This is a genomic window from Mycolicibacterium monacense (assembly GCF_010731575.1).
GTDB lineage: Bacteria > Actinomycetota > Actinomycetes > Mycobacteriales > Mycobacteriaceae > Mycobacterium > Mycobacterium monacense.
The window spans coordinates 2,374,550-2,392,172 of the sequence record NZ_AP022617.1 but is presented as its reverse complement, the minus strand read 5'-3'; the positions used below and the strand labels follow the sequence as shown (position 1 = coordinate 2,392,172).

The following is a 17,623-nucleotide window of genomic DNA, read 5'->3' as shown; positions in this document are numbered from 1 at the left end:
GAGGGTGGCGACCCGGGGATCCGGTTGCGCGGTCGGCGCGGACCCCGTTGCGCGGGGACTAGCCTGGTCGGGTGTTCACGGGAATCGTCGAAGAAGTCGGCGAGGTCGTCGGCAAAGAAGACCTCACGGATGCGGCCCGGTTGGTGATCCGCGGGCCGGTCGTCACCGCCGACGCCGGCCACGGCGACTCGATCGCGGTCAACGGGGTGTGCCTGACCGTGGTGGAGATCCAGCCCGGCGGCGTGTTCAGCGCCGATGTGATGGGTGAGACCCTGGACCGCTCCAGCCTCGGCGATGTGGGCGTGGGCAGCCGGGTCAACCTCGAACGCGCCGCCGCGGTCAACAGCCGCCTGGGCGGGCACATCGTGCAGGGCCACGTCGACGGCACCGGGCATGTGATTGCGCGCACACCCTCGGAGCACTGGGAGGTGGTGCGCATCGCGCTGCCGACGGCGCTGGCGCGCTACGTCGTGGAGAAGGGGTCGATCACCGTCGACGGGGTCTCGCTGACCGTGTCCGCGCTGGGTCGCGCCTCGGAAAACGACTGGTTCGAGGTGTCGTTGATCCCCACCACACGGGAACTCACCATCCTCGGCACGGCGCCGATCGGCACCCGGGTGAACCTGGAGGTCGACGTCATCGCCAAATACGTCGAACGCTTGATGAGCACGTCCCGTGAGTGACGCCGAGTAGCACTGGCAATAATCGGCCCGCTCCGGTGGTTCATACTGAAGCTGAGACGTTGATTTTTCCTGGTTCTGCGGATTCGGGAACCGGTAAGGGTGGCAGACAATGACCAGGCTCGATTCGGTCGAACGGGCGATCGCGGACATCGCGGCCGGTAAGGCCGTCGTCGTGATCGACGACGAGGACCGCGAGAACGAGGGCGACCTCATCTTCGCCGCCGAGAAGGCCACCCCCGAACTGGTCGCGTTCATGGTCCGCTACACCTCCGGCTATCTGTGCGTCCCGCTCGACGGCGCGATCTGCGACCGGCTCGGCCTGCTGCCGATGTACGCGGTCAACCAGGACAAGCACGGCACCGCCTACACCGTCACCGTGGATGCGAAACACGGTGTGGGAACTGGTATCTCGGCTTCCGACCGGGCCACCACGATGCGGCTGCTGGCCGATCCGACGTCCAACGCCGACGAGTTCACCAAACCCGGCCACGTGGTGCCGCTGCGGGCGAAAGACGGCGGTGTGCTGCGCCGTCCGGGCCACACCGAGGCCGCGGTGGACCTGGCCCGGCTCGCCGGGCTGCAGCCGGCGGGCACCATCTGCGAGATCGTCAGCCAGAAGGACGAAGGCGCGATGGCGCAGACCGACGAACTGCGGATCTTCGCCGACGAGCACGATCTGGCGCTGATCTCGATCGCCGATCTCATCGAGTGGCGGCGCAAACACGAACGTCACATCGAGCGCATCGCCGAGGCCCGCATCCCCACCCGCCACGGTGAGTTCCGGGCGGTCGGCTACACCAGCATCTACGACGACGTCGAACACGTGGCGCTGGTCCGCGGCGACGTCGCCGGACCCCACGGCGACGGTCACGACGTGCTCGTCCGGGTGCACTCGGAATGCCTGACCGGCGACGTCTTCGGCTCCCGGCGCTGCGACTGCGGCCCGCAACTCGACGCCGCGATGGCGATGGTCGCCCGCGAAGGCCGCGGCATCGTGCTCTACATGCGCGGCCACGAGGGTCGCGGCATCGGCCTCATGCACAAACTGCAGGCCTACCAACTGCAGGACGCCGGCGACGACACCGTCGACGCCAACCTCAAGCTGGGCCTGCCCGCCGACGCCCGCGACTACGGCATCGGCGCGCAGATCCTCGTCGACCTGGGCGTGCGGTCGATGCGTCTGCTGACCAACAACCCGGCCAAACGCGTCGGGTTGGACGGGTACGGCCTGCACGTCATCGAACGGGTGCCGCTGCCGGTCCGGGCCAACGCCGAGAACATCCGCTATCTGATGACCAAGCGGGACCGGATGGGCCACGACCTCACCGGACTCGACGAGTACGACGAGGCCAACAGCATGGACGACTACGACGAAGGCGTGTACCTGCTCGGCGAACGCCGCCCGACCGACCTCGGCGGCAGCCGGTGAGCGGTGGCGCGGGTGTGCCGGATCTGCCGCAGATCGACGCGTCCGGCATGAAGGTGGGCATCGTCGCGAGCACGTGGCACTCCACGATCTGCGACGCCCTGCTCGACGGTGCGCTCAAGGTCACCGAGTCGGCCAACGTGAGCGAGCCGACCGTTGTGCGGGTGCTCGGCGCCATCGAGATCCCGGTGGTCGCACAGGCACTCGCGGCCGACCACGAGGCGGTCATCGCGCTCGGCGTCGTGATCCGCGGCCAGACACCGCATTTCGACTACGTCTGTGACGCGGTGACCCAGGGCCTGACGCGTGTCTCCCTCGACGCCTCCACACCGGTCGCCAACGGCGTCCTGACCACCAACACCGAGGAGCAGGCGCTCGACCGCGCGGGTCTGCCCGGTTCGGCCGAGGACAAGGGCGCGCAGGCCGCCGCCGCGGCGCTGTCCACCGCGCTCACCCTGCAGGGGCTGCGCGGACGCTCATGAGTGACTGGGAAGTGGTGATCCGACCGCACCTCACCCCGTACTTCGCCTACGCCGCGGCCGCGGTGATCGTGGCGGCGCACGTCGCCGTGGGCTTCCTGCTCAAGATCGGTTCCAGCGGCGTCATCTTCCAGACCGCCGACCAGGTGGCGATCGCACTGCTGGGTGTGATCATCGGCGGGGTGGTGACACTGTTCGCCCGCCCGCGGGTGCGGGTCGGCCCGCGCGGCCTGGCAGTGCGCAACCTGTGGGCCGAACGCGTTCTCGAGTGGCCCGACATCGTCGGCGTGTCGTTCCCCCGCGGCGCCCGCTGGGCGCGGGTCGACCTACCCGACGACGAGTACATCCCGCTGATGGCCATCCAGGCCGTCGACAAAGAGCGTGCCGTCGAGGCGATGGAGCAGTTGCGGGATGCGCTGGCGCGCTACCGTTCACACACTCAGTGACATGGCCAGTTCGTGGCGCGGGCCGACGGTCGCGGCCGAGATCCGGAACCCGACGCTCTCGTACACCGCACGCGCCACCGCATTGTCGGCGGCCACCCGCAGCGTCACGGTGTGCGCCCGCTGGCTGCGCGCCCAGTCCACCGCCGCCTCGACCAGTGGGCGGGCCAGCCCGTGTCCGCGCGCATCCGGGTCCAGCCACAGCGAGTACAGGTAGACCGACTGCGTGCTCTCGCGCTGGGCGCTGATCAGACCGACCGGACGGCCGTCGGCGAGGACCGCGAACTGGGCGTGTTCGCGCAGTCGGCGGCGCCACTGCGTGGCGGTGAAGGAGGACTCGTGCCGGTACTGCGGGTCGTCGACACCGAGCGAATCGGTCAGCGCCCGCAACCGCACCACGGCGAACTGCTGCCAGTCGGCTTCTGTCAGCTGGGTGACGTGCGGTGCGGTCACCGGCCGTCGCCCATGACCATTCCCTCGCGGCGTGGGTCGGCGCCGCCGATCCAGCCGGTGTCGTCGCGGACGATCGCCGACAGCCCACTGGACTGGTCGGCCAGATCGACGCGGTGACCGAGTCTGCGCAGACCTGTCACGAGCGGATCGTGGTCGCCGTTGTCGGCGATGTCGACGTTGGGATGTTCACCGCCGACGTTGGTCTCCGGGCTGTTGTCGGCCCCGAAATCCACCATGCCCACCGCCTGCTGCGGATCCAGACCCCAATCCAACATTCCGACAACGGTTTTCACCACGAACTGGATGATCACCGCGCCGCCGGGGGAGCCGAGCACCGCGTAGAGCGGACCCCTGGTGCCGGGCGGACCGGTCGAAGCGTCGAAGACCAGCGTCGGGGCCATGGTGCTGCGCGGCCGCTTACCCGGCTGCACGCGGTTGGCCACGGGTACGCCGTCGGGGCCCGCCGGTTCGGCGGCGAAGTCGGTCAGCTGGTTGTTCAGCAGGAACCCGTCGACCATGTGGAACGAGCCGAACTGCGACTCCACGGTGGTGGTCAGCGACGCCGCGTTCCCGTAGGAGTCGACGATGCTGACCTGGCTGGTGCCGTGCTCGCGTGGTTGCGGGGTGGGTGCGGCGGGCGGACCGAACTCTCCGGGTTTGGCGACGCCCATGCTGCGCTGCTCGTTGATCAGTGCGGCGCGGCCGGCCAGGTAGGCGCTGTTCAGCAGCGTGTCCGCCGTGCCGCCGGGCAGCGGCACGAACGCGGTGTCGGCGACGTAGCGGTCCCGGTCCGCGTAGGCCAGCCGCTCGGCCTCGGAGATGAGGTGCACGCCCATCGCGTCGGGCCTGCCGCCGTTGCGGTCGATGTCGTCGGGGCGGTGGTCGGCCATCGGGAAGCGCTCCAGCATCCCGAGTGTCGCAAGCACCGCGAGACCGCCCGACGACGGCGGCGGCATCCCGCAGATCTCCTTACCGCGGTACGGACGGCACAGGGGCTGCCGGACCTCGACTTTGTACGCGGCGAGATCCTGCAGCGTCATCGCGCTGGGGGTGCGTCCACCCGAGGTGTCCGCCGCGGCCTCGACGACCGCCTCGGCGATCGCACCCGTGTAGAACGCGTCGGCGCCGTCGGAGGCGATCGCGCTCAGGGTCTTGGCGTAGGCGGGGTTGGTCAGGCGGCTGCCCGCGGTCTTCGGCTTGCCGTCGGCGTTGAGGAAGTACTTTCCGGCGGCGGTGTCGGCGCTCAGTTCCGCCCGGCTGTCGGAGATCGCCGCCGCCAGCCGGGGGCTGACGTCGAAGCCGCCGTCGGCGAGTTGGACGGCCGGTTCGAACAGCTCACGCCATGTGGTCTTCCCGTGCGCCTCGTGCGCGGTCTGCAAGAGCCGCACGATGCCGGGGACGCCGATCGAACGCCCGGACGCCCGCGCATCGGGTTTGGGTGGTGTCCGGTCGGTGTCGCTGACCCACCGCAGGTAGTTCTCCGTGGCCGCGGCGGGGGCGACCTCACGGCCGTCGTAGGCCTGCACCGCGCCCGATGCGGCGTCGTAGTACAGCAGGAAGCCACCGCCGCCGACGCCGGAGGACTGGGGTTCGACGAGTCCGAGCGTCGCCTGGGCGGTCACCATCGCATCGGCCGCGGTGCCGCCGTTGCGGAGCACCCGGCACGCGGCCTGGGTGGCCAGCGGATTCGCCGTCGACACCGAGTAACGAGCGGTGCGCACCGCCGTCATGTCCTTGCGGTACCCGGTGCCCACCTCCGGCTCGTTGGCCAGGTCTTCCCCGGCCTGCCCCGGGGGCGCGGCCGCGGGGGTCTTGGGCGTGGGAGTGCCGTTCGACACCATTTCGCACGGCACCGGAGGCGGGGTGGGAGGAGCCTGCTCGGCATCGGAGCATCCGGCCATGAGCAACACGACCCCTCCGAGCAGGGCGGTCACCTTCTGCACCGACGCCGGTATCCGCACCCTTCGACGGTAGCGGAGTCACTCGCGACCTGTCCGTAGGTCACGCCGTGGCTTGTCGGGCGGGTCGCGCGGCTCCAACCCGCTGTCGCCGCGGCAGTAACCTAAGAGCGTGCCCGATCCATCGACGTACCGACCCGCACCCGGGTCGATCCCCGTCGAACCGGGCGTCTACCGGTTCCGCGACCCGCACGGCCGGGTGATCTATGTCGGCAAGGCGAAGAGCCTGCGCAGCCGGTTGAACTCGTACTTCGCCGACCTCTCCGGTCTGGCGCCGCGGACCAGGCAGATGGTGATGACGGCGGCCAAGGTCGAGTGGACCGTCGTCAACACCGAAGTCGAGGCGCTGCAGCTCGAGTACAACTGGATCAAGGAGTTCGATCCGCGGTTCAACATCCGCTACCGCGACGACAAGTCCTACCCGGTGCTGGCCGTCACCCTCAACGAGGAGTTCCCGCGGCTGAAGGTGTACCGCGGCCCGCGTAAGAAGGGGGTGCGCTACTTCGGCCCGTACTCGCACGCCTGGGCGATCCGCGAGACCGTCGACCTCCTCACCCGGGTGTTCCCGGCGCGGACCTGCTCGGCCGGAGTGTTCAAGCGGCACAACCAGATAGACCGTCCGTGCCTGCTCGGCTACATCGACAAGTGCTCGGCGCCGTGCGTCGGGCGGGTCAGCGCCGAGCAGCACCGCCAGATCGTGCTGGATTTCTGCGACTTCCTGGCGGGTAAGACCGACCGCCTGGTCCGCGACCTGGAACGGAAGATGACCGCCGCCGCCGAGGACCTCGACTTCGAGCGGGCAGCGCGGCTGCGCGACGACATCGGCGCCCTGCGGCGCGCGCTGGAGAAGCAGACCGTGGTGTTCGGCGACGGGACCGACGCCGACGTCGTGGCCTTCGCCGACGACGATCTCGAGGCCGCGGTGCAGGTGTTCCACGTTCGCGGCGGCCGGGTGCGCGGTCAGCGCGGCTGGATCGTCGAGAAGTCCGGCGAGCCCGGCGAATCCGGGGAGGGGCAGCTGGTCGAACAGTTCCTCACCCAGTTCTACGGTGATCAGGCCGAACTCGGCAGTGCCGGCGACAATGCGGGCGACTCCGGCCAGGACGAGGCGACCAATCCCGTTCCGCGTCAGGTGCTGGTGCCGTGCCTGCCCGACAATGCCGACGAGTTGACCGAGTGGCTGTCGCAGCTGCGGGGCTCCCGGGTGGCACTGCGGGTGCCGCAGCGCGGCGACAAGAAGGCGCTCTTCGAGACCGTGCAGCGCAACGCCAAAGAGGCGCTGGCCCAGCACAAACTGAAACGGGCGGGCGACTTCACCGCGAGAACCGCTGCGCTGCAGAGCATTCAGGACACACTCGGGTTGGCCGATGCCCCGTTGCGGATCGAGTGCATCGACATCAGCCACGTCCAGGGCACCGATGTGGTGGCCTCACTGGTGGTGTTCGAGGACGGGCTGCCCCGCAAGTCGGACTACCGGCACTACGCGATCCGCGAAGCCGCGGGCGACGGCCGCAGCGACGACGTCGCCTCCATCGCCGAGGTAACCCGGCGCCGCTTCTACCGGCACCTGCACGACACCCAGCACCCGACGGAGTTGTCCGCCGAAGGAAAGTCACGGAAGTTCGCCTACCCGCCCAATCTGTTCGTCGTCGACGGCGGCGCACCGCAGGTCAACGCGGCGCAGGCGGTCCTCGACGAGCTGGGGATCAGCGACGTGGCGGTGATCGGGCTGGCCAAACGCCTCGAGGAGGTGTGGGTGCCCTCAGGGTCAGATCTGGGGCCCGAACCCATAATCCTCCCGCGCAACAGCGAGGGCCTCTACCTGCTGCAGCGGGTTCGCGACGAGGCGCATCGCTTCGCCATCACCTATCACCGCAGCAAGCGGTCCAAGCGGATGACGGCGTCGGCGCTCGACTCGGTGCGCGGTCTCGGCGAACACCGGCGCAAAGCGCTGGTCACGCACTTCGGTTCGGTGGCGCGACTGAAGGAGGCGTCGGTCGAGGAGATCACCGCGGTGCCCGGGATCGGGGTCACCACCGCACGTGCCGTGCTCGAGGCGCTGGGCGTGCCGCAGGCCGCACCGGCCGATTCGGGCACGGCGGCAGCGGTGATCGACGATGATCAACGCAGGGTGACGGGATGACAGAGTCGGACATGAGCGAACAGCTGCGGGGGGATGTCGATCACCCGGAATCGGGGATCGACGTCGTCCTCGTCACCGGGCTGTCCGGGGCAGGCCGCGGAACCGCGGCGAAGGTGCTCGAAGACCTCGGGTGGTATGTCGCCGACAACCTGCCGCCCGAGCTGATCGCCCGCATGGTGGAACTGGGGCTGGCCGCCGGCTCACGCATCACCCAACTCGCGGTCGTCATGGACGTACGCTCGCGTGGGTTCACCGGCGACCTGGACTGGGTGCGTCGCGATCTGGCCACCCGCAACATCACCCCGCGCGTGCTCTTCCTGGAGGCCAGCGACGACATCCTGGTGCGCCGCTACGAGCAGAACCGCCGCAGCCACCCGCTCCAGGGCGACCAGACGCTCGCCGAGGGCATCGCACGGGAACGGGCACTGCTCGCACCGGTGCGCGCCTCGGCCGATCTCGTGATCGACACGTCGAAGCTGTCGGTGCACGCCCTGCGGGAGAGCGTCGAACGCGCCTTCGGCGGCGAGGTCGTGGCGGAGACCAGCGCCACGGTCGAATCGTTCGGCTACAAATACGGCCTGCCGATGGACGCCGACATCGTCATGGACGTGCGGTTCCTGCCCAATCCGCACTGGGTCGACGCGTTGCGCCCGCACACCGGTCAGCACCCCGACGTCCGCGACTACGTGCTGGGCCAGCCCGGCGCGGAGGAGTTCCTCGACACCTACCATCGACTGCTGAACGTCGTGATCGACGGATACCGACGGGAGGGGAAGCGCTACATGACCGTCGCGATCGGCTGCACCGGCGGCAAACACCGCAGTGTGGCGATAGCCGAGGCGCTGGCGGGGCGGTTGCAAGGCGGTGACGAGCTCACGGTGCGGGTGCTGCACCGGGATCTGGGGCGCGAATGAGCTTCCCCGCACGCGAGGGGGACAGGTGAGCCCACGCATCGTCGCACTCGGCGGCGGACACGGGCTCTATGCGACGTTGTCCGCCGCGCGTCGGCTCAGCCCGCACGTCACCGCCGTGGTCACGGTCGCCGACGACGGCGGGTCCTCGGGCCGGCTGCGCAGCGAATTGGACGTCGTGCCGCCGGGCGATCTGCGAATGGCGTTGGCCGCGTTGGCCTCCGACAGTCCGCACGGCCGGCTGTGGGCGACCATCATCCAGCACCGGTTCGGCGGCAGCGGGGCGCTGGCCGGACATCCGATCGGCAATCTGATGCTGGCCGGGCTCTCGGAGGTGCTGGCCGACCCGGTCGCCGCCCTCGACGAGTTGGGCCGCATCCTCGGGGTCAAGGGACGGGTGCTGCCGATGTGCCCGATCGCACTGCAGATCGAAGCCGACGTCGCCGGCCTGGAATCCGATCCCCGGATGAGCCGCGTGATCCGTGGTCAGGTGGCGATCGCGACCACCGTCGGCAAAGTGCGCCGGGTGCGGCTGCTGCCGGGTGATCCGCCGGCCACCCGCCAGGCCGTCGACGCGATCATGTCGGCCGACCTGGTGGTGCTGGGACCCGGATCGTGGTTCACCAGCGTCATCCCGCATGTGCTGGTGCCGGAACTCGCCGCGGCGTTGCGCGCCACCTCGGCGCGCCGGGCGCTGGTGCTCAACCTCGCCGCCGAGCCGGGGGAGACGGCGGGCTTCTCCGTCGAACGCCACATCCACGTGTTGTCCCAGCATGCGCCGAACTTCACCGTGCACGACATCATCGTCGACGCCAGCCGGGTGCCCAGTGACCGGGAACGCGACCAGCTGAGCCGGACGGCGAAGATCCTCGACGCCCGAGTGGAGTTCGCCGACGTCTGCCGACCTGGTACACCTTTACATGATCCGGCGCGACTGGCCGCGGCCCTCGAAGGTGTCCGGCTCCGCGGGACGGCGGGGGGCCGCGATGAGGTGCCGACGGCGTCCACCCCGACTTCGAACCGACCGAGAGGTGACGACTCGTGGCGATGACAGCCGAGGTCAAAGACGAGCTGAGCCGACTCGTGGTGAACTCGGTGAGCGCTCGCCGCGCCGAGGTCGCGTCGCTGCTGCGCTTCGCCGGCGGGCTGCACATCGTGTCCGGCCGGGTGGTCGTCGAGGCCGAGGTGGACCTCGGGATCATCGCGCGCCGGCTGCGCAAGGACATCTACGATCTGTACGGCTACAACGCGGTCGTACACATGTTGTCCGCCAGCGGTATTCGCAAGGGCACGCGGTACGTGGTGCGGGTGGCCAAGGACGGTGAGGCGTTGGCCCGGCAGACCGGGCTGCTCGATCTGCGTGGACGCCCGGTGCGTGGGCTGCCCGCCCAGGTGGTCGGCGGCAGCGTGGCCGATGCAGAGGCCGCCTGGCGGGGCGCGTTCCTGGCGCACGGTTCGCTCACCGAACCGGGCCGGTCCTCGGCGCTCGAGGTGAGCTGCCCCGGCCCCGAGGCGGCGCTCGCGCTCGTCGGGGCCGCCCGCAGGCTCGGCGTGAGCGCCAAGGCGCGGGAGGTCCGCGGCAGCGACCGGGTGGTGGTGCGCGACGGGGAGGCGATCGGTGCGCTGCTGACCCGGATGGGCGCCCAGGACACGCGGCTGACGTGGGAAGAGCGGCGGATGCGCCGGGAGGTGCGGGCCACCGCCAACCGGTTGGCGAACTTCGACGATGCGAACCTGCGGCGTTCGGCGCGCGCAGCGGTCGCGGCGGCCGCGCGGGTGGAACGCGCGCTCGAGATTCTCGGTGACACCGTGCCCGACCATCTGGCGTCCGCGGGCAAGCTGCGTGTCGAGCACCGGCAGGCCTCGCTGGAGGAACTGGGCCGGCTGGCCGATCCGCCGATGACGAAAGACGCTGTCGCCGGGCGCATTCGGCGGCTGCTGTCGATGGCCGACCGCAAGGCCAAACAGGACGGCATCCCGGACACCGAATCCGCCGTCACGCCCGATCTGCTCGAGGACGCCTAACCTGCGAGGGCGGTGGTGATCAAGGTTCTGCCGATCTCGCGGCCGACCGTCGACCGGCGGCGGCGCGCGTCGCGCAACCTCATCGCGAGTTCCCCGGTGAGCACCACAAGGATCGCTTCGGCCAGACCGTCCGGATCGCCGCACGGAAGCTGAGAGGCCAACTCGCGCAACCGTTCCCGTAGATAGTCCGTATCGCGTGCGACGGCGTCGGCGATCTCCGCGGGCGGATCGGCGTACTCCGCGGCGGTGCCGAGGAAGGCGCACCACCGCGCGCCGTCCGGTCGCCGGGCGAAGGCGTCGACCGCGTCGAACACCGCGAGCAGGCGTTCCTCGTCATCGGTGGCGGCGGCGATCGCCCGTTCCCACACCACCCGCCACCGCTCGTGGCGACGTTCGAGGGCGGCCGCGATCAACGCCTCCTTGCTGCGGAAGCCGCGGTACAGCGTGGCCGCCGACACGCCGGCCCGGGCGAGCACCGCATCCACCGGAGTCGATTCGATGCCGCGCGAGAACACCAGGTCGTCGACCGCATCGAGCAGTCTGTCCTCGGAGCTCTTGCGCACCGGCATGGGGCTCAGCCTAGACTGGCGAAAGTGAAACGGTCGTTTTCGTTTGTCGGCGGGCGTGACCCCCTGGTCATCGCCTTTGGCACCAGCTTCATCGCCGCCATGTACGGGCTCGTGCGGTTGGCCTACGGGTTGTTCCTTCCCGACATCCAGGCCGACCTGCACCTCGGTGCGGCCGGCGCCGGATACATCTTCTCGGCGTCGTCTCTGCTGTATTGCGCGGCCGCGGCCACCGGCTTCGTGCTCGGTCACCGGATGCCGCGAGTGTTGGTCGTGGTGGCCGCCGTGACAGCCTGCGGCGGCGTGTGGGGGATGGCGGCGGCGCCGGGCGTCGCCGTCTTCAGCGTCTTCGCCGTCGTCAGCTCCGCCGGTGCCGGCCTGGCTTCACCGGCGTTGGTGAGCATCGTGGCCCGCAACGTCGACCCCCGCCGCGTCGACAGCGCGCAGTCGATGGTGAACGCCGGTACGGGTCCCGGTCTGGTCGCAGCCGGGGTGCTGGCCCTGATGCTCCTTCCTCAGTGGCGTGTCACGTGGGTGCTGATCGGAGTGCTCACCGCGGTATGCGCGCTCGCTGTGCTGGCCGTCGACCGACGCCGCACCGGGCCGGCGCAGGGGCAGCACCTCAGACCCTCGAAGGCCTGGGTAGCCCGCCACATCGGCGCGATCGCCGCCGCGATCCTCATGGGCGCGGGGTCCAGTGCGGTGTGGACCTACGGCCGCAGCCTGCTCGTCGAGACCGGCGCCAGTTCGCAACGCGGCACGATCACCGCGTGGATCGTGCTCGGCCTGGGCTCTGCCGCACTGCTGCTGACCGCCAAACCACTGGCCCGACTCACGCCGGTGGCCGCCTGGATCCTGACGTGTTCGGTGATGACCGGCGCCATCGCCCTGCTCGCGATCGTCCCGCAGGTCACGGTGGCGGCACTGGTGGGCTGCTTCGCCTTCGGCTGGGGATTCACCGCGGCCACCTCGTCGCTCATCCTGTGGACCACCGCCATCGACCCGGCGCATGCGGCGGCGGGCACCGCCATGTTGTTCATCGCGCTGATGTTCGGTCAGGCGGTCGGCGCCACCGCGCTGGGCGTGATCATCAGCGGCGCGCACTTCGCCCCGGCGTTCGGCGTCGCCGCGGCGCTGTCGGCGGCGTCGATCGCCCTCGCGGCATACCAGCGGCGCCGCCGGGGCATACCGAAATCTGAAACACCCGTAGCGGTTTCCTGACGCCAACCGGTATGCGATCGATCGCTTTGCGCAGCAACCGATTCAAGGCGGGCCGACTCGCTCAGTTGGTGGTGGGTGGCGGCGGTTGGAATGGTGTGTACCACCACCAGTCGGCGCGCTCGCCGGATGGTCCCCGGTAGGGCGGCACTGTGGGTGGGGGTGTGGTCGGTGGGCGGGCCAACGAGCCCGAGTGCAGTCGTCGGCCGGCGGCATCGGCGACGGTGAGATTTGATGCGGGTCCGGTGATGGTGATGACGCCGCGGTGGTGCAGGCGGTGGTGGTAGGGGCAGACCAGCACGAGGTTGTCGAGGTCGGTGGGTCCGCCGTCTTCCCAGTGCTGAATGTGGTGGGCGTGCAGTCCGCGGGTGGCACCGCAGCCGGGGACCACGCAGGTCCGGTCGCGGTACTCCAGGGCGCGCCGCAGTCGGCGGCTGATCAGGCGGGTGGTGCGCCCGGTGCCGATGGGTTGCCCGTCGCGTTCGAACCACACTTCGCAGGTGGCGTCGCAACCCAGGAAGCGCCGGTCGGCATCCGACAGCAGCGGGCCCACATGGAGGGCGGCGATACGGTCGTTGATGTCGAGGTGCATGACCACCGTGATGCGGTCTCCATGCGGGCGGCGGGCGGCCTCGGCGTCCCAGCCGGTGTCGATGATGTCCATGAACGCATCAGCCAGCCGCGGCATCGGCGGCCGCCCGAACCCCCGGGCGTCCTTGTGGTCGGTGTCGCCGTGGTCGCCGTGGTCGCGTTTCCATTGGGCGATGAGCCCGTCGAGGCGGGAGTGCAGCGCGGCGTCGACTTTCGCCGCGTCGACGTGGGGCACCTTGATGTGCCAGTAGGTGTACTGCTCGTCGGAGGTTGTGGTGATCGAGGGCTGTAGGTCCGCCGGATCGGGGAGGGGTTTCGGTTCGACGTCGGCATCGCTGTCGGCGTCGGGTTCGGGTTCGGGTTCGGGTTGGGGTGGGGGTTCGAGTTTGATGGCGGTGCGGAGTTGGCTGACAGAGGCGTTGGCGGCCAGTTCGGCGTAGTGCTCATCGGAACCCTCGCCCGCCCCGTCGGCGATGGCTCCGACCTGATCCAGTGACAGTCGGCCCATGCGGAGAGCTCGGGTGCAGCGGGGGAACTCGTCGAGCCGGTGGGCGATGGCGGCGATGGTCTTCGCATTCTTCGACGACAGTCCGAGTTTCCATGCCACCAGTGCGGGGATGGAGCGGGCACCGGTGGCGCCCCACAGTCCGTCACGGTCGATCTCGGCCACGATCTCCACGATGCGCCCGTCGATGGCGTTGCGTTTGCCCGCCAGTTCCGACAGCTCCTCGAAGCACGCCTCCAGCTGCGCAGCGCGAGGTGCGCTGGGAACGAAACCCGGTGCGCTCGAAGGCATGACCCCATCGTCGCAGGGGGGTCTGACATCGATGACGAAGGAGCGCACCGTGGAGTCGTGACCCTGGGTCCTCACGATTAGGGCGTCATCGATCACGACATGACTACCGTGGCCGGTATGGGCACACTCCGCGTCGGCATCGTCGTTCCCAACCCGCCCTTCACCGGAATGCCGGGTGGGCTCGACGTCGACCTGGCCAATGCGATCGCCGACGCCCTCGGTGACCGGGCGGAGTTCGTCGACTACCGAACCGTCGACGAGGTCCTCGAAGCGCTGGGCAGCGGCGACGTCGACTGCGCGGCCGGCGGCCTCACGGCCACCGACGGACCGGTCGCCTTCGCCCCGCCCTACCTCATCGCCGGCCAGGCGCTTGCCGTCGACGCCGAGAACCACCCGAACGTGCATTCCGTCGACGAGCTCGACGGACTCACCGTCGCCGTGCAACGAGGGAGCGCCGCCGAGCGGTTCGCGGCCCAGCTCAAGGGACCCGTCAAGCGATGCGACCGGCTCGACATCGACGGATGTGATGCCATCGTCGCCCTGGCGCCTGTGCTGACCGAATACGCCAAGGGCCGATCCGACGTCGACGTCGTGCAGAAGGGGTTGTCCGTCGAGCACATCGCACTCGCGGTGGCCGGCCACGACCAGCAGATGCTCAGCCGGATCACCGTCGCGCAGGCCGAGTTGGAGGAGGCGGGCACGCTGCAGCAGATCCGCCGTAGATGGTTGGGCAATCCGTACGCCGATCAGAGCCTGGCCGTGCACTGACCAGCCCGCGCGTCCGAAATCCGGCCCCACTAGGCTGGCGGGCGAGCAATACACCAGAGGCAGACAGGGGAGATCCACGTGACCATCCGGGTAGGCGTCAACGGCTTCGGCCGCATCGGCCGTAACTTCTTCCGCGCGCTGGATGCGCAGAAGGCCGAAGGTAAGAGCACCGATATCGAGATCGTGGCGGTCAACGACCTCACCGACAACGCCACGCTGGCGCACCTGCTGAAGTTCGACTCCATCCTGGGCCGGCTTCCCTACGAGGTCAGCCTCGAAGGTGACGACACGATCGTCGTCGGCGACACCAAGATCAAGGCCCTCGAGGTCAAGGAAGGCCCCGCCGCCCTGCCCTGGGGTGATCTGGGCGTCGACGTCGTCGTCGAGTCGACCGGCATCTTCACCAAGCGCGACAAGGCCCAGGGCCACCTGGACGCGGGCGCCAAGAAGGTCATCATCTCGGCGCCGGCCAGCGACGAGGACATCACGATCGTGCTGGGCGTCAACGACGACAAGTACGACGGCAGCCAGAACATCATCTCCAACGCGTCGTGCACCACGAACTGCCTCGGCCCGCTGGCCAAGGTGCTCAACGACGAGTTCGGCATCGTCAAGGGCCTGATGACCACGGTCCACGCCTACACCCAGGATCAGAACCTGCAGGACGGGCCGCACAAGGACCTGCGCCGTGCCCGCGCCGCCGCCCTCAACATCGTTCCCACGTCCACCGGCGCCGCCAAGGCCATCGGCCTGGTGCTCCCGGAACTCAAGGGCAAGCTGGACGGCTACGCGCTGCGGGTGCCGATCCCCACCGGCTCATGCACCGACCTGACCGCCGAGTTGGCCAAGCCGGGCACCGCCGAGGAGATCAACGCCGCGATGAAGGCGGCAGCGGACGGTCCGCTCAAGGGCATCCTCAAGTACTACGACGCGCCGATCGTCTCCAGCGACATCGTCACCGATCCGCACAGCTCGATCTTCGACTCGGGCCTGACCAAGGTCATCGACAACCAGGCCAAGGTCGTGTCCTGGTACGACAACGAGTGGGGCTACTCCAACCGCCTCGTGGACCTGGTCGCTCTGGTGGGCAAGTCCCTTTGATGGCCGAGTGGAGCGACGGGGAAAAGAACTAGCGACATGGCCGTCAAGACGCTCGAAGACCTGCTGAACGACGGCGACAGGGAGATCGCGGGGAGGGGCGTCCTCGTGCGCTCCGACCTCAACGTCCCGCTCGACGACAACGGCGCCATCACCGACCCCGGCCGCATCATCGCCTCCGTGCCGACGCTCGAGGCGCTCGCCGAGGCCGGCGCGAAGGTGATCGTCACCGCCCACCTCGGGCGGCCGAAGGGCGGGCCGGACCCGAAGTACTCGCTCAAGCCGGTCGCGGCCGCGCTGAGCGAAAAGCTCGGCCGGCACGTGCAACTCGCCGGTGACGTGGTCGGAACCGACGCTTTGGCCCGCGCGGAGGGGCTCACCGACGGTGACGTCCTGCTGCTGGAGAACATCCGTTTCGACCCGCGCGAGACCAGCAAGGACGACGGCGAGCGGCGGAAGCTGGCCGAGGCGCTGGTCGAGCTCGTCGGCGACGACGGTGCCTTCGTCAGTGACGGCTTCGGGGTGGTGCACCGCAAGCAGGCGTCGGTGTACGACATCGCCACCCTGCTGCCGCACTACGCGGGCACGCTGGTGGCCGCCGAGGTCAAGGTGCTCGAACAGCTCACCAGCTCGACCGACCGCCCGTACGCGGTGGTGCTCGGCGGTTCGAAGGTCTCCGACAAGCTCGCGGTGATCGAATCGCTGGCCAAGAAGGCCGACAGCCTGGTGATCGGCGGCGGGATGTGCTTCACCTTCCTCGCCTCGCAGGGGGTTTCGGTCGGCAAGTCGCTGGTGCAACCGGAGATGATCGACACCTGCCGTGAACTGCTCGACACCTACGGCGACGTCATCCACCTGCCCGTCGACATCGTCGTTGCGCCGGAGTTCTCCGCTGATGCCGAACCCGAAACCGTTGCGGCGGATCGCATCCCGGAAGACAAGATGGGCCTCGACATCGGCCCCGAGTCGGTGAAGCGGTTCACCAACCTGCTGTCGAACGCCAGGACGGTGTTCTGGAACGGCCCGATGGGCGTGTTCGAGTTCCCCGCGTTCGCCGCAGGCACCAAGGGTGTCGCCGAGGCGATCATCGGTGCCACCGCCAAGGGCGCGTTCAGCGTCGTCGGCGGCGGCGACAGTGCCGCGGCGGTGCGCCAACTCGGCCTGGCCGAGGACGGCTTCTCCCACATCTCCACCGGCGGCGGCGCGTCGCTGGAATACCTCGAGGGCAAGGAACTGCCCGGCATCCAAGTACTGGAGTCCTAGACCATGGCCCGTAAGCCGCTGATCGCCGGCAACTGGAAGATGAACCTCAACCACTTCGAGGCCATCGCGCTGGTGCAGAAGATCGCCTTCTCCCTGCCGGACAAGTACTTCGACAAGGTCGACGTGACGGTCATCCCGCCGTTCACCGACCTGCGCAGCGTGCAGACGCTCGTCGACGGGGACAAACTGCGCCTGAGCTACGGCGCACAGGACGTCTCGCAGCACGATTCCGGTGCCTACACCGGGGAGATCAGCGGTGCGTTCCTGGCCAAGCTGGGCTGCTCGTTCGCCGTCGTGGGGCACTCGGAGCGCCGCACCTACCACCACGACGACGACGCGCTGGTGGCCGCCAAGGCCGCCGCGGCGTTCCGGCACGGCATCACCCCGATCGTCTGCATCGGTGAGCACCTGGAGGTGCGTGAGGCGGGCAACCACGTCGAGCACAACGTCGAGCAGTTGCGCGGTTCGCTGGCGGGGCTGACGTCCGAGCAGATCGGTCAGGCCGTCATCGCCTACGAACCCGTGTGGGCGATCGGCACCGGCCGGGTGGCCGGCGCCGCCGACGCGCAGGAGGTGTGCAAGGCCATCCGCGACGAGCTCGGGAAGCTCTCCTCACCGCAGCTGGCGGCCGGGATCAGGGTGCTCTACGGCGGGTCGGTGAACGCCAAGAACGTCGGGGAGATCGTGGCCCAGGAAGACGTCGACGGTGCGCTGGTCGGTGGGGCCTCCCTGGACGGTGAGCAGTTCGCCACGCTGTCGGCGATCGCCGCCGGCGGGCCCCTGCCCTGACCGCAGGTTCCCG

Annotated in this window: 17 protein-coding genes; 13 read left to right on the top strand and 4 right to left on the bottom strand. The window is 69.4% G+C overall.

All coding sequences use genetic code 11. The features are described 5' to 3' along the window. Window positions 1-71: 71 nt before the first annotated feature. The 4 genes from G6N49_RS11345 (at window position 72) to G6N49_RS11330 (ending at window position 3,034) form a co-directional block, all read left to right on the top strand. A complete protein-coding gene (locus G6N49_RS11345) occupies window positions 72-683 on the top strand; it encodes a riboflavin synthase (protein WP_011559786.1) in 612 nt (203 codons plus the stop codon). Window positions 684-792: 109 nt separating this feature from the next. Further along, on the top strand, window positions 793-2,112 hold the full coding sequence (locus tag G6N49_RS11340) for a bifunctional 3,4-dihydroxy-2-butanone-4-phosphate synthase/GTP cyclohydrolase II (RefSeq protein WP_011559787.1): 1,320 nt from the start codon (window positions 793-795) through the stop codon (window positions 2,110-2,112). Continuing rightward, window positions 2,109-2,591: a 6,7-dimethyl-8-ribityllumazine synthase gene (ribH, locus tag G6N49_RS11335; protein ID WP_011559788.1), complete on the top strand. Its 483-nt coding sequence runs from the start codon at window positions 2,109-2,111 to the stop codon at window positions 2,589-2,591. Before G6N49_RS11340 ends, ribH begins: the two co-directional genes overlap by 4 nt. Next, complete coding sequence (locus G6N49_RS11330) at window positions 2,588-3,034, top strand: PH domain-containing protein (protein ID WP_011559789.1); 447 nt, start codon at window positions 2,588-2,590, stop codon at window positions 3,032-3,034. Before ribH ends, G6N49_RS11330 begins: the two co-directional genes overlap by 4 nt. On the opposite strand, the gene G6N49_RS11325 is transcribed toward G6N49_RS11330, so the two are convergent. After that, on the bottom strand, window positions 3,020-3,484 hold the full coding sequence (locus tag G6N49_RS11325; RefSeq protein WP_011559790.1) for a GNAT family N-acetyltransferase: 465 nt from the start codon (window positions 3,482-3,484) through the stop codon (window positions 3,020-3,022). The two genes, G6N49_RS11330 and G6N49_RS11325, sit on opposite strands and share 15 nt — an antisense overlap. After that, window positions 3,481-5,385, bottom strand: coding sequence for a gamma-glutamyltransferase (gene ggt / locus G6N49_RS11320; RefSeq protein WP_083045628.1), 1,905 nt, complete (start codon window positions 5,383-5,385; stop codon window positions 3,481-3,483). The genes G6N49_RS11325 and ggt overlap by 4 nt, the downstream gene beginning before the upstream one ends. Window positions 5,386-5,554: 169 nt before the next feature. On the opposite strand from ggt, the gene uvrC reads away from it, so the two are divergent. The 4 genes from uvrC to whiA are packed head-to-tail and all read left to right on the top strand — an operon-like array spanning window position 5,555 to window position 10,521. Then, the gene (gene uvrC / locus G6N49_RS11315) at window positions 5,555-7,585 is read left to right on the top strand and encodes an excinuclease ABC subunit UvrC (RefSeq protein WP_011855556.1); all 2,031 of its coding nucleotides are present in this window, start codon (window positions 5,555-5,557) and stop codon (window positions 7,583-7,585) included. Then, complete coding sequence (rapZ, locus tag G6N49_RS11310) at window positions 7,582-8,499, top strand: RNase adapter RapZ (protein WP_011559793.1); 918 nt, start codon at window positions 7,582-7,584, stop codon at window positions 8,497-8,499. Before uvrC ends, rapZ begins: the two co-directional genes overlap by 4 nt. A gap of 25 nt (window positions 8,500-8,524) precedes the next feature. Then, complete coding sequence (gene yvcK / locus G6N49_RS11305; protein ID WP_011559794.1) at window positions 8,525-9,547, top strand: uridine diphosphate-N-acetylglucosamine-binding protein YvcK; 1,023 nt, start codon at window positions 8,525-8,527, stop codon at window positions 9,545-9,547. Then, window positions 9,544-10,521 (top strand): DNA-binding protein WhiA, encoded by a 978-nt coding sequence (gene whiA, locus G6N49_RS11300; protein WP_011559795.1) that lies wholly within the window; start codon window positions 9,544-9,546, stop codon window positions 10,519-10,521. The genes yvcK and whiA overlap by 4 nt, the downstream gene beginning before the upstream one ends. Here whiA and G6N49_RS11295 read toward each other — a convergent pair. After that, window positions 10,518-11,090, bottom strand: coding sequence for a TetR/AcrR family transcriptional regulator (locus G6N49_RS11295; RefSeq protein WP_011855557.1), 573 nt, complete (start codon window positions 11,088-11,090; stop codon window positions 10,518-10,520). The two genes, whiA and G6N49_RS11295, sit on opposite strands and share 4 nt — an antisense overlap. 24 nt (window positions 11,091-11,114) lie before the next feature. On the opposite strand from G6N49_RS11295, the gene G6N49_RS11290 reads away from it, so the two are divergent. Then, window positions 11,115-12,308, top strand: coding sequence for an MFS transporter (locus tag G6N49_RS11290; RefSeq protein ID WP_083045627.1), 1,194 nt, complete (start codon window positions 11,115-11,117; stop codon window positions 12,306-12,308). A gap of 61 nt (window positions 12,309-12,369) precedes the next feature. On the opposite strand, the gene G6N49_RS11285 is transcribed toward G6N49_RS11290, so the two are convergent. After that, the gene (locus tag G6N49_RS11285) at window positions 12,370-13,692 is read right to left on the bottom strand and encodes an HNH endonuclease signature motif containing protein (RefSeq protein ID WP_011855559.1); all 1,323 of its coding nucleotides are present in this window, start codon (window positions 13,690-13,692) and stop codon (window positions 12,370-12,372) included. Between the two features lie 99 nt (window positions 13,693-13,791). Here G6N49_RS11285 and G6N49_RS11280 point away from each other — a divergent pair, with 99 nt between their 5' ends. From G6N49_RS11280 to tpiA, 4 genes are all read left to right on the top strand, one after another. Further along, window positions 13,792-14,460 carry an ABC transporter substrate-binding protein gene (locus tag G6N49_RS11280; RefSeq protein WP_011855560.1) on the top strand — a complete coding sequence of 223 codons (669 nt, stop codon included), beginning with the start codon at window positions 13,792-13,794 and terminating at the stop codon, window positions 14,458-14,460. Between the two features lie 78 nt (window positions 14,461-14,538). Continuing rightward, window positions 14,539-15,561, top strand: coding sequence for a type I glyceraldehyde-3-phosphate dehydrogenase (gene gap / locus G6N49_RS11275; protein WP_011559801.1), 1,023 nt, complete (start codon window positions 14,539-14,541; stop codon window positions 15,559-15,561). A gap of 36 nt (window positions 15,562-15,597) precedes the next feature. Beyond that, window positions 15,598-16,821, top strand: coding sequence for a phosphoglycerate kinase (locus G6N49_RS11270; RefSeq protein ID WP_011559802.1), 1,224 nt, complete (start codon window positions 15,598-15,600; stop codon window positions 16,819-16,821). Window positions 16,822-16,824: 3 nt separating this feature from the next. Continuing rightward, window positions 16,825-17,610, top strand: a complete 786-nt coding sequence (gene tpiA, locus G6N49_RS11265) for a triose-phosphate isomerase (protein WP_083045503.1) — start codon at window positions 16,825-16,827, stop codon at window positions 17,608-17,610. Window positions 17,611-17,623 lie beyond the last annotated feature (13 nt).